General features: G+C 75.8%; 10 protein-coding genes and 1 tRNA gene. 7 read left to right on the top strand and 4 right to left on the bottom strand.

Features of this window, described 5'->3' with window-relative positions; all coding sequences use genetic code 11:
* The first annotated feature begins 52 nt into the window (after nucleotides 1-52).
* The 5 genes from HZZ00_RS05920 (at nucleotide 53) to HZZ00_RS05900 (ending at nucleotide 8,276) form a co-directional block, all read left to right on the top strand.
* Nucleotides 53-442, top strand: a complete 390-nt coding sequence (locus tag HZZ00_RS05920; protein WP_257585676.1) for a CU044_2847 family protein — start codon at nucleotides 53-55, stop codon at nucleotides 440-442.
* Entirely contained in the window at nucleotides 439-2,232 is a 1,794-nt protein-coding gene (locus HZZ00_RS05915; protein WP_180331216.1) for a trypsin-like peptidase domain-containing protein, read from the top strand. The genes HZZ00_RS05920 and HZZ00_RS05915 overlap by 4 nt, the downstream gene beginning before the upstream one ends.
* 32 nt (nucleotides 2,233-2,264) lie before the next feature.
* Nucleotides 2,265-3,308 (top strand): MoxR family ATPase, encoded by a 1,044-nt coding sequence (locus HZZ00_RS05910; protein WP_180331215.1) that lies wholly within the window; start codon nucleotides 2,265-2,267, stop codon nucleotides 3,306-3,308.
* Complete coding sequence (locus HZZ00_RS05905) at nucleotides 3,298-7,104, top strand: SAV_2336 N-terminal domain-related protein (protein ID WP_180331214.1); 3,807 nt, start codon at nucleotides 3,298-3,300, stop codon at nucleotides 7,102-7,104. Before HZZ00_RS05910 ends, HZZ00_RS05905 begins: the two co-directional genes overlap by 11 nt.
* A 134-nt stretch (nucleotides 7,105-7,238) precedes the next feature.
* Nucleotides 7,239-8,276: a rod shape-determining protein gene (locus HZZ00_RS05900; protein WP_070025224.1), complete on the top strand. Its 1,038-nt coding sequence runs from the start codon at nucleotides 7,239-7,241 to the stop codon at nucleotides 8,274-8,276.
* A gap of 18 nt (nucleotides 8,277-8,294) precedes the next feature.
* On the opposite strand, the gene HZZ00_RS05895 is transcribed toward HZZ00_RS05900, so the two are convergent.
* On the bottom strand, nucleotides 8,295-9,158 hold the full coding sequence (locus HZZ00_RS05895; protein ID WP_180331213.1) for a MurR/RpiR family transcriptional regulator: 864 nt from the start codon (nucleotides 9,156-9,158) through the stop codon (nucleotides 8,295-8,297).
* Between the two features lie 70 nt (nucleotides 9,159-9,228).
* On the opposite strand from HZZ00_RS05895, the gene HZZ00_RS05890 reads away from it, so the two are divergent.
* Nucleotides 9,229-10,065: an EamA family transporter gene (locus HZZ00_RS05890; RefSeq protein ID WP_180333400.1), complete on the top strand. Its 837-nt coding sequence runs from the start codon at nucleotides 9,229-9,231 to the stop codon at nucleotides 10,063-10,065.
* Between the two features lie 4 nt (nucleotides 10,066-10,069).
* Here HZZ00_RS05890 and HZZ00_RS05885 read toward each other — a convergent pair whose 3' ends face one another.
* On the bottom strand, nucleotides 10,070-11,035 hold the full coding sequence (locus HZZ00_RS05885; protein WP_180331212.1) for an anti-sigma factor RsbA family regulatory protein: 966 nt from the start codon (nucleotides 11,033-11,035) through the stop codon (nucleotides 10,070-10,072).
* Nucleotides 11,036-11,209: 174 nt separating this feature from the next.
* Between HZZ00_RS05885 and HZZ00_RS05880 the strand changes: the two genes are divergently transcribed.
* Complete coding sequence (locus HZZ00_RS05880) at nucleotides 11,210-11,896, top strand: ANTAR domain-containing protein (protein ID WP_180331211.1); 687 nt, start codon at nucleotides 11,210-11,212, stop codon at nucleotides 11,894-11,896.
* A 303-nt stretch (nucleotides 11,897-12,199) separates the two neighbouring features.
* On the opposite strand, the gene HZZ00_RS05875 is transcribed toward HZZ00_RS05880, so the two are convergent.
* Nucleotides 12,200-13,267: an acyl-CoA desaturase gene (locus tag HZZ00_RS05875; protein ID WP_180331210.1), complete on the bottom strand. Its 1,068-nt coding sequence runs from the start codon at nucleotides 13,265-13,267 to the stop codon at nucleotides 12,200-12,202.
* 223 nt (nucleotides 13,268-13,490) lie between these two features.
* Nucleotides 13,491-13,564 (bottom strand) — tRNA-Ile (locus tag HZZ00_RS05870).
* Between the last annotated feature and the right edge of the window lie 55 nt (nucleotides 13,565-13,619).

Below are 13,619 nucleotides of genomic sequence, written 5' to 3'. Positions count from 1 at the left end.
TACCATGGGGTTTGCCCACAGGTCAGCGACGAGGGGGAACGGAATCGGCGTCATGGACGGCTTGGTGGAGTTCACGACACAGGACGGCGCCCGCGTCGTGGTGGAGGGGGTCGGCACCCGGCCCGGCACCCGGCTGGTCTCGCGGGGCGACGGGGTGCTGCGGGCGGCCGGCACCTTCGAGGACGCGCTGGACGGGGTACGGGCGGCGGCGGAGGCCGCGCTGCGGGTCTTCCGCGACGGCGCCCTGCGGCCCGACTCGGTGGAGATCGAGTTCGGCGTGAAGATGTCCGCGGAGGCCGGTGCGATCATCGCCAAGGGCTCCGCCGAGGGGCAGTTGACCGTCAAGCTCAGCTGGTCGCCCGGGGCGGCGGCGCCGGCCGGCCCCGTGCCCGCCGTGCCGGGGCAGGCCGTGTCCGACACGGAGGCCGCCGACCGCCCATGAACAGTGCCGCCTGGCATGCCCGCATCCACTGTGGCCAGGAGGTGGGAGCGGGCTTCCTGGTCACCCCGCGCCGGGTGCTCACCTGCGCCCATGTCGTGCGCCGGAGCGACCAGGACCCGGTGACGGTGGTCTTCCCGCACGCGCGCGAGCTGGGCGAGCTGTCCGCGTCGGTCGTCGCGCACGGCGGCTGGGCGGGCGGCCCCACCGACCCCGGCGATCTGGCCGTGCTCGAACTGGAGCGGGAGGTGCCGCTCGTCCCGGCCCGCTTCGCGCCGCCCGACAGCGCGTACACCGAGCCGTACCCGAAGCTCGTCGCCTATGGCTTCCCGGTCGGTTACGACGAGGGGACGCTCGCCGAATACCGGGCCGTCTCGGGGCAGTTGATCGCGGGCGAGTGGCTGGAGCTGGTGTCCTGGCAGGGGCACGGGCAGCCGATCGAGGCCGGGTTCAGCGGGGCGGCGGCGACGCTGCCCGACGGCCGGGTGGTCGGCATGATCACCGCGGCCTCGGACGCGCCGAACGTGCTCAAGGGCCGGATGCTGCCGCTGGACGTGCTGGCCCGGTACTGGCCGGAGCTGGGTTCACTGGTGCCCACCCCGGGCCATGACACCGATGTGCTGCGGGAGTTGTACGCGCTGCTGCGGCGGGCCGCGGGGGCCGGCCGGGAGTGCGATCCCAACCGGATGTACGTGGACGCGGTGGGCGCCTTCGGGCCGCCGCTGCCCGCGGGCGGCTTCTCCACGCTCGGCGCGGCCGCCGCGTACGTGCAGTGGGAGGTCCCCGACCCGGCGGCGGTCGACCGGTTCGCCGGGCGGCTGCGGGAGCTGGTGGACCCGGGCCCGCCGGCCCCGCGCGCGGCGCCGCGCGCGACCGCGGCCGCCACGGCCTGGGCGCCGGTCGTGGTGGAGATCGACCACAGCGGCGCCGGGCCCGACCAGGTGACCGTGGAGGTGTCCGCGTACCGCGACGGACAGCGCCGCCCGGTGGGCACCCGCCGGCTGCCGCGCACCGGGGTGCGGGCGTACGTGCAGCGCCGCATCGACGAGGCCGTCGCCCATCTCGACCCGGACGCCGAGGAACTGGTCACGTTCGTGCTGCCGCGCGAGTGGCTCAACGAGGCGGTGGCGCACTGGGAGTGCGGCGCGGACGACAGCACCCCCCTGGGCTGCGCCTACCCCCTCGTGGTCACCGACCGCGCCCGGCACCGCAGCGGGCGGCTGCGGCGCAGGCTGCACAAGAAGTGGCAGCAGCTGGACGCCGGGCTCCCCATCGAGGTGCACCGTGTCGAGTGCGGCAGCCAGGAGCGGCCGCCGAGCCTGCGCAAGCGGCTGTGGGACGGCGACGCCGGGCTCGCCGGGTTCGCGGTCCCGCCCGCGGCGGCCCGGGAGCACTTCGAGGTGGGCCTCAACGTGCCGGTCCCGGTGCTGGTGTGGTCCCGCACGGGGTGCCCGGCGGCGGTCCACGGCGAGCAGCCGGGCGCGGGGTGCGGGCACGAGGATCCGCGGCCGGCCTGGAGCGAGCACGGGCAGCGGCGGGCCGGCCGGCCGCACACCGCCGTCCTCGCCGAGGCCCCCTCCCCCTGCCCCGGCACCGCCTTCCTCGACCAGCTGACCGCCGCCGTCGCCGGCGTACCGCCCGCCGAACTCCCGCGCCACGTCCTGTCGTTACGGATGACCGCGGACGCCGCCGACGAACCGGACCGGCACTGGGCGAGGGACCTGCAACTGCTCTGGGACGACCCGCGCTGCTTCCCCGAGCCCGCCGCGAGCCTGCACTCACCCGTCGACTGACCGCCCGCACCCCCCACGGAGAAGAAGAAGCCATGCCCCTGTGGCCCGTCTACACCGGTACGAACGAGCCGCACGACGGCATCGAGAAGCTGCCCCCGCCGCCGCCCTGGCGCGCCTTCGACGGCGGCCCCCCGCTCGCCGCGCCCGACGCGACCGCCGACCTGTCCGCCGTCTCCCCCGACCGGCTGCACCGCGCCATGACGTACCGGGCCACCGAGGAGACGGTGCAGCTGGTCAACGCGGCCCTGTACCTGCGCCGCCCGCTGCTGGTCACCGGGCCGCCCGGCACCGGCAAGTCGTCGCTGGTGTACGCCGTGGCCCGGGAGCTGCGGCTCGGCCCGGTGCTGCGCTGGAACATCACCAGCCGCAGCACCCTGCACGACGGCCTTTACCAGTACGACCCCCTCTCCCGCCTGTACGCGGCCCGGCAGCAGGCCGCCCGCCAGGACCGGCCCGAGGCCGCCGGGCCCGCGGCCGACGACACCGGCATCGAGCACCACCTGCGCCTCGGTCCGCTCGGCACCGCCCTGCTGCCGTACGCCCGCCCCCGCGCGCTGCTCATCGACGAGATCGACAAGAGCGACCTCGACCTGCCCAACGACCTGCTGAACGTGCTGGAGGAGGGCCAGTACGAGATCCCGGAACTGGTGCGCGCCGCCGAGCTGTCCCCGGACGGCATCGCCCGGGTGCCCGCCGACGGCACGGACGAGCGGGTCCCGGTGGCGCGCGGCCGGGTCCGCTGCCGGGCCTTCCCGTTCGTCGTGCTGACCAGCAACGGCGAGCGCGAGTTCCCGCCCGCCTTCCTGCGCCGCTGTGTGACGCTGCGGCTGCGCCAGCCCGACGACCGGCACCTCGCCGACATCGTCCGCGCCCACCTCGGCGAGCCCGACGCGTACGCGCGGAGCCTGATCACCCGCTTCCTGGAGCGCACCAGCGCGGGCGACCTGGCCACCGACCAGCTCCTCAACGCGATCTATCTGGCCGGCACCAGCGAGCTGACCGCCGAGTCCCTGGACCGGCTGGCCGAGCAGCTGATGCCGCACCTGGGGCAGAGCACACAGTCCGATGTCTTCTGACGGCCCCGGCTCCCGGGACACCCCGGACGCGCTGGCCCGCCTCGCCGCCGTGCTGGCCGAGGCGGCCCACGGCGTCCCCCCGACCCCGCGCGAGCTGGCGGAACTGCTCTGGCTGGCCCGGCACATGGGGCCCGGGCCCGACGCGGACGACACCCGCGAGGGCCCCGCCCCCGCGCGGGAGGACCCGGACCGCGCCCCGGCTCCCGCTGCCGTGGACGCGCCCGCCCGGAAGCGGCCGCCGCGCGAGCAGGCCCCGCCGGACCCCGCCCCGGAGCCGCCCGCCCGGGTCCCCGTGCGGCTCCCCGCGCACCGGCCCTCCCCCGCCCCGGCGGACGGGCCGCCCGGCGCCTCGCTGCTGGCCCCGGCGCCGCCGATGCTGCGCCACCCGCTCGCCCTCCAGCGGGCGCTGCGCGTCCTGCGGCGCCGGGTCGACGCGCCCGTGGGCCGGGAGCTGGACGAGCGGGCGACCGCCGACCGCATCGCCCGCCTCGGCGCCGACCCCGACCACTGGCTGCCCGTGCTGCGCCCCGCCCGGGAGCGCTGGCTGAGCCTGAACCTGGTGTACGACGCCGGTCCCACGATGCCGGTCTGGCGCCCCCTGATCCGGGAACTGCACACCGCCCTGGCGCAGTCGGGCGCGTTCCGCACGGTCACCCTGTGCCGCGCCGACGCGGACGGCACCCTGCGCGGCGCCGAGGGGCGGATCCCGGCCGACGGCCGCACCGTCACCCTGCTGATCAGCGACTGCATGGGCCCGCAGTGGCGGCAGGGCCCGGCCGGCACCCGCTGGTACGCCACCTTGCACCGCTGGGCGCGCCGAATGCCGCTGGCCGTCGTACAGCCGTTGCCCGAGCACCTGTGGCGGGAGTCGGCGCTGCCCGCGGCCCCCGGCCTGCTGTCGGCCCCGCACCCGGTGGCGCCCACGGCCGCGCTCGCCTTCGCCCCGTACGAGGAGCCGGAGTTCGGCCGTCCGGAGGGTGCCGTGCCCCTCCCGGTGCTGGAGCCGGAGCCGAGCTGGCTGGCGCACTGGGCCGGTGTGCTCACGACACCGGGCGGCACCCGGTTCCCGGCCGCGGCGGCCTGGCTGGGCGGACCGCTGCCGGCGAGCGCGCAGGACCGCACGGACATCGGCCGGCTGTCCGCCGAGGAGCTGGTGCTGCGGTTCCGGGCGACGGCCTCCCCGGAGGCGTTCCGGCTGGCCGGGCACCTCGCCGTCGGCCGCCCCGACCTGCCGGTGATGCGGCTGGTGCAGGCCGCCGTGGAGAAGGACCCGCGCCCCCGGCATCTGGCCGAGGTCGTGCTCAGCGGCCTGCTGACCGCGCTGCCGGGCGCCCCGCCCGGCTCCTACGCCTTCCGGGAGGGCGTACGCGAACTGCTGCTGCTCGGGCTGCCGCACAGCGAACGCGTCCGCACGGTCGGACTCCTCGACCGGATGGGCGAGTTCATCGACGAACTGGCCGGGGTGGCGCGCGGTGACTTCTGGGTGCGCATCCCGTCCGAGCGGGGCACGCCGACGCCCGTGGAGCGCGAGGTCGTCGCCACGCTCAGCGCGGAGAGCGTGCGGCGGCTGGCGCCGGGGGCCAGGGCGGGGCTGTTCGCGGGACGGTACCGGCTGACCCGGAGGTCCCGCGCGGGCGACCGGGGCTGGGTCGCCGAGGACACCCGGGAGGGGAACGCACCGGTCGTGGTGTGCCGGTACGCCCCGGACGAGCCCGTGGCGCCCTTCTCCGAGCTGTGCCGGAGCCTCGGCGCGGTGGACCACCCGGGGGTCGCGCGCGTCCTCGGTCACGGCTTCGCCGACGGAACCCCCTACCTGGTGCGGGAGTTCGTGGCGGGGCCGACGCTGGACGAGTGCATGGCCGACGACGCGAACCGGCCGACCCGTGACGAGTTGCGCGCTCTGCTGCGGGAGATCGGCGACACGGCCCTCGCCGTGCGCTTCGGGGAGGAGCCGCGCGGCGAGGTGAACAGCCGCTCCATCGTCCTCTCTCCGAACGGTCCCGTGCTGACCTGCCTGGACTCCGCGCCGATCGTCCGGGAGAGCGCCTCGGAAGTACTGGAGGCGCTCGCGGCGATCATGCTCGACCAGTATCCCGGCACGCCCTTCGAGCCGACGCGGCCCCGGGAGCCGGCCGGGGCCGTTCCACCGGGCGCGGACACCGGCATCCTCTTCATCACCGACGACCTCGCGGGGCGGCCCGAGGTCCGCATCACCCTCGAAGCCGCCGTGCACGACGTCCTGTCCCGTTCCCTGCCCTACGACCGGTTCCGGGTGGACGTCCGCCCGGACGGCTACCGGGTGCGCGCCGCGTCCGACGCCTATCTGCTGCCCGTGCTGGTCGCGGTGTTGCGCGAACTCCCGCACGCGCTGGCCGGACTGGCGCGGCCGGCCCGGCTGCGGGTGGCGTTCGGGCCGGTGTCCGTCTCCCCCGCGGCGGCTGCCACGGGCGTCGACGTCGTCGTACCGCCCGTGCTCTACGACGAGTTCGCCGCCAGCTCCGCCGCCCTGGAAGCCCGGCCCTTCGAGCCGCTCTACCGCGACGACGACCCCGAGGCGCCCCCGGCGGCCTGGTACTGCCGCCTCGGTCCCGAGCCCCGGGAGGGGGGCGAACGCGAGCTGGTGCGCGGCCCGTTCATCACCCGGGACCTGAGCGAGCTGGGCGTCCCCACCCCGGGCCGTACCGCCATCGTGCACACCCGCGCCGACGGCCCCCTCACCGTGTTCGACCCGATCCAGCCGTACGGCTCCCTGCCGCCGCGCGCGGAGACGTACTACTCGGTCGACCTCACCGTGCAGCAGGCCCGGCACACCCTGTCGCTGCCCAGCGCGGGCAAGGCCGCGTTCACCGCGGTCGCCGAGCTGACCTGGCAGGTGACCGATCCGGTGGCGTTCGTCCGGGCCGGTGTCGCCGGTGTCTCCGCGCTGCTGCTGGAGCATCTGCGCGCCGCGGCGGCCGCGATCACCCGCCGGCATCCGGCGCGCCGGGCGGGCGCGGCGCAGCGGGCGGTCAACGAGGCGGTGCGGGACTGGCCGGTGCCGGGGCTCGCCGTGTCGTGCCGCGTGCGGCTGGGCCCGGAGGGCGCACAGGGGTCCGCGCCCGCCGCCGCCCCGCCCCCGGCGGCCCTCCTCACCCGGGCCGAGTGCGTGCTGGTCGCCTTCGACGGGCCACTCGCCCGGCTGTTCACGGTGCAGGGCGCGCGGGCGGCCGTACTGGACCTGCTGAACGTCGTGGCCGATCACCGCGATCCCGGGGACGCGCTGGCGGGGCGGCCGCTGCCGACGGTCACGGGGGCGTTCCCGCATCCGCTGGACCTGCTGCGCGCGTTCGCCCGGGAGCCGGTCGGGCCGCTGCTGCGGGACCGGCTGGACGAGCTGGAGCTGGCCGCCGTGCCCGACGCGCCCATGACGCACCTCTCGCTCGCGCTGGTGCGGGCGCTGCACCGGTCCGGGCGGCGGGTGAGTGTGGTGTCGGACGTGAGTTCGCGGGCGGTGCACCGGGGCCTTGCGCCCCACAAGCTGCCGCTGGCCGGTGTGCACGCGCGCCGCAAGGACCTCGGACTGCTGACCCCGGACCCGGACTCGCTGCGCCGGGCCCTGGAGCACCTCGACGTCCCCGCGCACACGGCGGTCCTGCTCGGTTCCTCGGTCGCCGAGCTGACCGCGGCCCAGCGGCTCGGGCTGCCCTTCGTCGGGTTCGCCCCCACCGCCCCCGGGCAGCGGCGGCTGCGGGAGGGCGGCGGTGCGGCCGTGGTCTCCTCGCTCGAACCGCTGCTGGAGGCGATCCGCACCGGCTGACCCGGCGACACTCCGGTGGGCCGGGCGATGCCCCCCGTATGGCGGCGCCCCGCCCGGCCCCCCTCAGAAGGCGCCCGCGCCCGGGCCCCGCGCAGGATGCAGGGAGAAGGAAAGCCCCGCCGGGAGGAACCGCCGTGACCGTCAGCCTGGAGCAGTTGCGCCGCTGCCACTTCGCCGTCGACCTGGGCGCGGCCCGTACCCGGGTGTATGTGAAGGGCGCCGGACTCGTCGTGGACCAGCCCTCGGTCGCGGCCGTGAACATCCGTTCCGGCTCGCTGATCGCGGTGGGTGATTTCGCGGAGCAGATGACCGGGCGGACGCCGCACTACATCAGGGTCGTACGGCCGATCTCCGGCGGCACGGTGGTCGACATCGAGATGGCCCAGCGCATGCTGCGGCATCTGATCGGCGACAAGATGCGCCGTGCGCTGCGCCGCAAGGCCCGGCTGCGGGCCGCCGCCTGCACCCCGCACGACGCGGATCCGCTGGCCCAGCGGGCGACGGTGGAGACGCTGGTCGGGCTCGGTGCGCGCCGGGTGGAGCTGGTGGACACGCTGATCGCGGCGGCCGTGGGCTGCGGGCTGCCGGTGGAGCGGCCCGAGGCGACCATGATCATGGTGTGCGGGGCGGCGGCCACCCAGGTCGCGGTGCTGTCGCTGGGCTCGATCGTCACCGCCGAGCGGATTCCGGTGGGCGGGGAGGCGGTGGACCAGGCGATCGTGCAGCACCTGCGGCACGCGCACCAGCTGGTGCTGCCCAGCCAGTCGGTACGGCCGCTCCAGCTGGCCCTGTCCGAGAACGGGCTCACTCCGCAGGGCCCGGCCCAGACCGAGATCAACGGGCGGGACGTGGCCACGGGTCTCGCCCGGAACGTGCGGGTCGACACCGCGGCCGTGCGCAACGCGATCCAGACCCCGCTGACGGCCGTCCTGGACGGCATCGGCAAGGTGCTGCGCGAGTGCCCGCCGGACCTGGTCGCCGATCTCGCCGACCGCGGGATCATCATGGTCGGCGGTTCGGCGCTGCTGCCCGGCTTCGACCAGATGGTGCGCGAGGCCACCCGGATGCCGGTGTTCATCGCCGAGCGCCCGGACCTGTGTGCCGCCCGGGGGCTGGGCGAGATGCTGGAGGGCCGGATCGAGCCGCTGGTCCTGGACCCGCTGGCCGCCTGAACCGCCGCCCCCGGCACGTCAGTAGGCGTGGTCGGCCGTGATGTCGGCGGACAGGTCGAGGTGGTGGCGGGCGGTTTCGGGGCGCAGACCCATCAGGAGGTGGGTGAGGGCGTCCACCGCGGCGAGATGGGCGATCCGGCTGGCGGAGGTCTCCAGGCCGAAGACGAGGTCCTGCCCGCCGGCCACCAGGACATGGCCGCTGGTCTCGCTCAGCGGTGAGCGGGCGTAGCTGGTGACGGTGACGACGGTGGCTCCTGCCTGCCGGGCGCGGCGGGCGGCGTCGACCGTGGTGCGGGTGGCCCCGGTGTGGCTGATGGCGAGCAGCACCCCGTCCGGCGGCAGTTGCGCGGCGGCGAGCTGGGCGGTCAGCGGGTCGGGCGGCGCGTCGACGACGCAGCCGAGGGCGCGCAGCCGGTAGGCGGCGTCCAGGGCGACCGCGCCGGACAGTCCGGCGGCCACGACGACCACGCGGGACGCGGTGTGCAGGGCCTCGGCCGCGGCGGTGAGGGCGGCGGTGTCGAGGGTGGCGGCGACGCCGTCCAGGGCGTCGCGGGAGGCGTGCAGGGTGGCGGCGAGGGCGTGCGCGGCGGGCTCGTCGACCGGCGGCGGTGGCGGTGGCGCGGTGTGCCGGGCGGCCTCGATCTTCAGTTCCTGGAAGCCCCGGAAGCCGAGCCGCTGGCAGGTGCGCACGACCGTGGAGGACGCGGTGCCGGCCAGCGCGGCGACGTCGCTGACGCTGAGGTGGACCAGGGCCGCGCCCTGGTCGAGCACCACCCGCGCCACACGGGCCTCGGTCTCGCGCAGCTCCGGCAGCCGGGCCCGCACCCGTGCGGGGAGGGAGCCCGGGCCGGCGGTTCCCCCGGTGGCGGAATTCTGTTCCATGGTCTTAGTCTAGCGTGGAATTGAATTCCACACCCTCCCCGCCAGGAGTCGCCTCGCCATGCCGGCCACCATGTCCGCCGGAGTGCTCGCCGCCGTCCTCACGGCCGCGGTGCTGCACGCCGTCTGGAACTCGATAGCCCACCGGATACCCGACAAGCTGACCGGCTTCACCCTGATCAGCCTCGCGTGCACCGGCTGCGCGGCCGTCCTGGTCTGCTGCACACCGCTGCCGCCGGCGGGGGCCTGGCCGTTCCTGGCCACCTCGGCCGCCCTCCAGGTCGCCTCGCAGCTGTTTCTGCTGCGCGCCTACGAACTGGGCGACTTCGGGCAGATGTACCCGCTGGCGCGCGGGGTCGCCCCGCTCCTCGTGGCCATCGCCTCGGTCACCCTCCTCGGCGGGACGCTGACCCCCGTCCAGGCGACGGGCGTGCTGCTGGTCTCCGGGGGCCTGGCCGCCCTCGCGCTGGCCTCCGGCCGGATCGGCCGCGCCCAGCTGCCGGCCCTCGGCGCGGCACTCGGCTCGGGCACGATCATCGCCTCGTACACCCTGGTCGACAGCGTGGGCGTACGGCACTCCTCCGACGTGCTCGCCTACACCGCCTGGCTGTTCCTGCTGCAGGGCCCGGTCATACCGCTGATCGCGCTGGCCCGGCGCCGCGGGCGACTGCTCGCCCAGCTCCGTCCCGTCGCCGGCACCGGGCTGGCCGGCGGGGTGCTGTCCATGACGGCGTACGGCCTGGTCGTCTGGGCCCAGGCCCACGGCCAGGTCGCCGCGGTGGCCGCCCTGCGCGAGACCGGCATCCTCGTCGCCGCGGTCATCGCCACCCTCGTGTTCCGCGAACCCTTCGGCCGGCTGCGGCTGGTGGCGGGAGCGGTGGTGCTGACCGGGATCGGTCTGATGCACTGACGCACTAAAGACCGAGGTAGCAGCGGATGGTCGTGCCGTCCGGGCCGGTGTGCACGCGCACCAGGTCCGACACCAGGTTGACCAGCAGCAGCCCGCGGCCGCCGCGCTGGTCGCGGCCGGCGGGGCGGCGGCCGGCCAGCGGGTCGGTGAGCCGGCCCCGGTCGCGGACCTCGCACAGCACCCGCCCGTCCTCGGCCCACACGGTCAGCGTGCCCGAACCGCCGCCGTGCAGCACGCTGTTGGTGGTCAGCTCGGCGGTGACCAGCGCCAGGTTCTCCAGCGCCTCACCGGTCAGCCCCAGCCCGCCGCCGTGGCCGGTGGCCAGGTGCCGGGCGGCGCCCAGCCGGTCCTCGTCGAAGGCGACGCGGAGCACCCCGGGGCCGGGGGGCGGGGCGGGCGGCAGCGGCACGTTGCAGCGGGCCACGACGCCCTCCGGGTCGTAGGCCGCGCTGGGCCGCTCCTCGCCGCCCTCGATGACGACCGGATGGGTGGCCCAGGCGTCGGCCAGGGCCCGCGCGTCCAGTCCGGCGGTGTCGTAGGGGCACAGGATGGTGACCTCGCGCCCCTGGAACGCCGCGTTGATCAGCGCCTCGTGCTGGACGCAGGCGGGGTACTCGGCCGGGCCGCGCCCCGCCCAGACGGGCTCGCCGATGATCCGGGCACGCCGGCCGGGCGGCTGGGCGTCCGCGAAGGCGCGCAGCACCCCGGGGATGATCCGGCCGGGGTTGCGGCCCACCTCCCGCATGTCCAGGAACCGCACCCCTTCGCCGTCCGCCCCCAGCGCGTCCCGGATCAGCCGCAGCCGCTCCCCCGGCACGGCGACGGCGACCGGCTCGCCCGCGGCCAGCCCGGCGCGCACGAAGGGGACCGTACCGGCCAGGTAGGCGTGCGCGTCGCCGTAGAACAGCGCGGGATGGACGAACGGCTCGACCGCTGCGTGCACGGGGACACCTCGCTTCCCGGGGGGCATGGACCACGGCCGCGCCTGCCCTTTCCGGCCAGGGCCATGCGGGCCGGCGCGGCCCCAGGGGAACAGGGTGGCACGGATCGCGCCCGGCGCTGCGGGCCGCGGGCCACGGGTGTAGCCGTCGGCACGCAGGGCAGGCGACCCGCGTGGCGCCAAGGACCGATCGGGAGGGGAGACATGACCTCAGCGGGACTGACAGCCCACGGCCTGTGGCTGAACGCCCTGGCGATCGACGGCCGCACCGAGGGCCGCCGGGCGCTCCTCACGGCGCACGGCGAACTGGTCCACGGGTCCACGGACACCGTCGCCGAGGCCCTCGCCGCGCTGCCGTCGGACATCACCGAGGTGGAGCTGGACCTGGCCGGGGTGACCTTCATGGACACCACCGGACTCACCCTGCTGGACCTGCTGACCGAGTACGGCGTCCGGCAGGGCGTACGGGTCACCACGTGCCGCTGGCAGGGCCAGCCGCGCCGGGTCCTGGAGCTGATCGGCCTGGACACCACCGACCCGCTGCGCACCCGCCCGCCCGCGGGCTCACTGGACCGCACGGCCTCCGCGGTGGCCCGGGAACGCGCCGAGCAGCTGGCCGTGCTGCGCACGGAGATAGCACAGCTGCGCCACGCCCTGGACTCCCGCCCGGTGATCGACCAGGCCCGCGGCGTCCTGATGGCCGCCCACGGCTGCACCCCCGACCAGGCCTGGGACATCCTGCGCGAGACCTCGCAGCGCACCAACACCAAGCTGCGCCACATCGCCGCCGCGATCATCGCCAGCGCGGCGCCCGACGGCCCGCCCCCGCCGGAACCCCTGCGGGCGGCCCTGCGCGCGGCGGCCCGCCATGTCTCCCGGGCGCACGGGTGACGGCGCTCAGTACGGCAGCACGCGCCCCGACGGCGTCCTGCGGTCGATCTCCTGCTCGCGCGGCGCGGTGGGCCGCCGGCTCACGCGTACCCGGATCCGACGGTCCATGACGTCTCCTCCCGACACCGGTAGGAGGTCCGTGCCCACGCCGGGTGGGCTTCAAGCCTCGGTGACCGGCATCCGCCGAAGTGCGCGGGTTCTTCCCGCCCTTTCGTGACCGGGCGTCACCGCGGGGGCGGCCACAGGCGCGCCGGGTGCGACGACCGGCCGCACCCGGCGCAACCGGCCCTCGCCCCGGCCGGTTTACACCTGGCTTCCCCTCGCCGCCCCGCGTCGCCGCCTGATCGGTTCCCCCACCCGGTGCAGATGGGCGAGCGCCTCGCGGTAGGAGCGGAGCAGTCCGGTCTCGTGGTAGGGCACGCCGATCTCGGCGCAGTACGCGCGCACCACGGGCCGCGCGCGCCGCAGGTGGGGGGTGGGCATGCTCGGGAACAGGTGGTGCTCTATCTGGTAGTTGAGCCCGCCGAGCAGCACGTCGGTGAGCCGTCCGCCGCGCACGTTGCGGGAGGTGAGCACCTGGCGGCGCAGGAAGTCGGGCCGTTCGTCGCCGCTGAAGGTCGGCATGCCCTTGTGGTTCGGCGCGAACGTGCAGCCGAGGTAGACGCCGAACAGGCACTGGTGCACGGCGAGGAACGCCACCGCCTTGCCCGGCGGGAGCACCACGAACAGCGCGGACAGGTAGGCCGCCAGGTGCAGGAAGAGCAGGGCCCCCTCCAGCAGCCGGCTCTTCATCGACGGCGACCGCAGCGCCCGCACGCTCGCGACGTGCAGGTTGAAGCCCTCCAGGGTCAGCAGCGGGAAGAAGAGGTACGCCTGGTGGCCGCCGATGAGGCGGGCCGTGCCGCTGCTGGCACGGGCCTGGTCGGTGGACCACACCAGGATGTCCGGGGCGACGTCGGGGTCGAGGTCCTCGTGGTTGGGGTTGGCGTGGTGGCGGGTGTGCTTGTTCATCCACCAGCCGTAGCTCATGCCGATGCCGAGGTTGCCGAAGAGCCGGCCCCAGATCTCGCTCGGCCGGCGCCGCCGGAAGACCTGGCGGTGGGCCAGGTCGTGGGCGACGAGGGCCACTTGACCGAAGGCCAGCGCCAGGAAGGCGGCGACCAGGAGCTGCCACCAGGTGTCACCGAGCGCGAGGAAGGCCCCCCAGCCCGCCGCCAGCAGCCCGATCACCACACCGAGGCGCAGCGTGTAGTAACCGGGGCGCCGCTCCAGCAGACCCGCCTCGGTGATGCGCCGGGAGAGGCGGGCGAAGTCGCTGCCGACGGCGGCGGATGTTCCCGCGACCACGGGTGCCTGTGTGGAAATCGTCATGCCGTCGAGTCTCGCGACGGCCGTCCGCGCGGGACAGCCTGCCAGCCACCGGGCGGCAGGGGGGCTTGCCCCCCGGTCGGGTCAGGGGGCTGACCACACCCCGCCCCGGGCGGTGCGGGGTTTCTCTGGTCTGAACGAATGAACGGGGGCCGCCACTGTGGAGTGGCGGCCCCCGTTCTCGGGTCCCCGCGGATAGAAACGATTGCGCGGGAGAGCCCTGCGGTGGGGCGGGTGGGACTCGAACCCACGGCCGACGGATTATGAGTCCGCTGCTCTAACCGGCTGAGCTACCGCCCCATAGCGGCGTGTCACGTACAAGTGTGCGCGCCGTCTGCCGCAGCATAGCCGCTCA

It is taken from the genome of Streptomyces sp. NEAU-sy36 (genome assembly GCF_013423905.1).
GTDB classification, from domain to species: domain Bacteria; phylum Actinomycetota; class Actinomycetes; order Streptomycetales; family Streptomycetaceae; genus Streptomyces; species Streptomyces misionensis.
Note: the sequence above shows the minus strand (reverse complement) of the source record. Positions and strands in the feature narration are given on the sequence as shown.

Excerpts from the sequence above, each read along its gene's own strand:
- HZZ00_RS05920 (WP_257585676.1), top strand. The coding sequence starts at position 53 with ATGGACGGCTTGGTGGAGTTCACGACACAGGACGGCGCCCGCGTCGTG.
- HZZ00_RS05915 (WP_180331216.1), top strand. The coding sequence starts at position 439 with ATGAACAGTGCCGCCTGGCATGCCCGCATCCACTGTGGCCAGGAGGTG.
- HZZ00_RS05910 (WP_180331215.1), top strand. The coding sequence starts at position 2,265 with ATGCCCCTGTGGCCCGTCTACACCGGTACGAACGAGCCGCACGACGGC.
- HZZ00_RS05905 (WP_180331214.1), top strand. The coding sequence starts at position 3,298 with ATGTCTTCTGACGGCCCCGGCTCCCGGGACACCCCGGACGCGCTGGCC.
- HZZ00_RS05895 (WP_180331213.1), bottom strand. The coding sequence starts at position 9,158 with ATGGAACAGAATTCCGCCACCGGGGGAACCGCCGGCCCGGGCTCCCTC.
- HZZ00_RS05890 (WP_180333400.1), top strand. The coding sequence starts at position 9,229 with ATGTCCGCCGGAGTGCTCGCCGCCGTCCTCACGGCCGCGGTGCTGCAC.
- HZZ00_RS05885 (WP_180331212.1), bottom strand. The coding sequence starts at position 11,035 with ATGCCCCCCGGGAAGCGAGGTGTCCCCGTGCACGCAGCGGTCGAGCCG.
- HZZ00_RS05880 (WP_180331211.1), top strand. The coding sequence starts at position 11,210 with ATGACCTCAGCGGGACTGACAGCCCACGGCCTGTGGCTGAACGCCCTG.
- HZZ00_RS05875 (WP_180331210.1), bottom strand. The coding sequence starts at position 13,267 with ATGACGATTTCCACACAGGCACCCGTGGTCGCGGGAACATCCGCCGCC.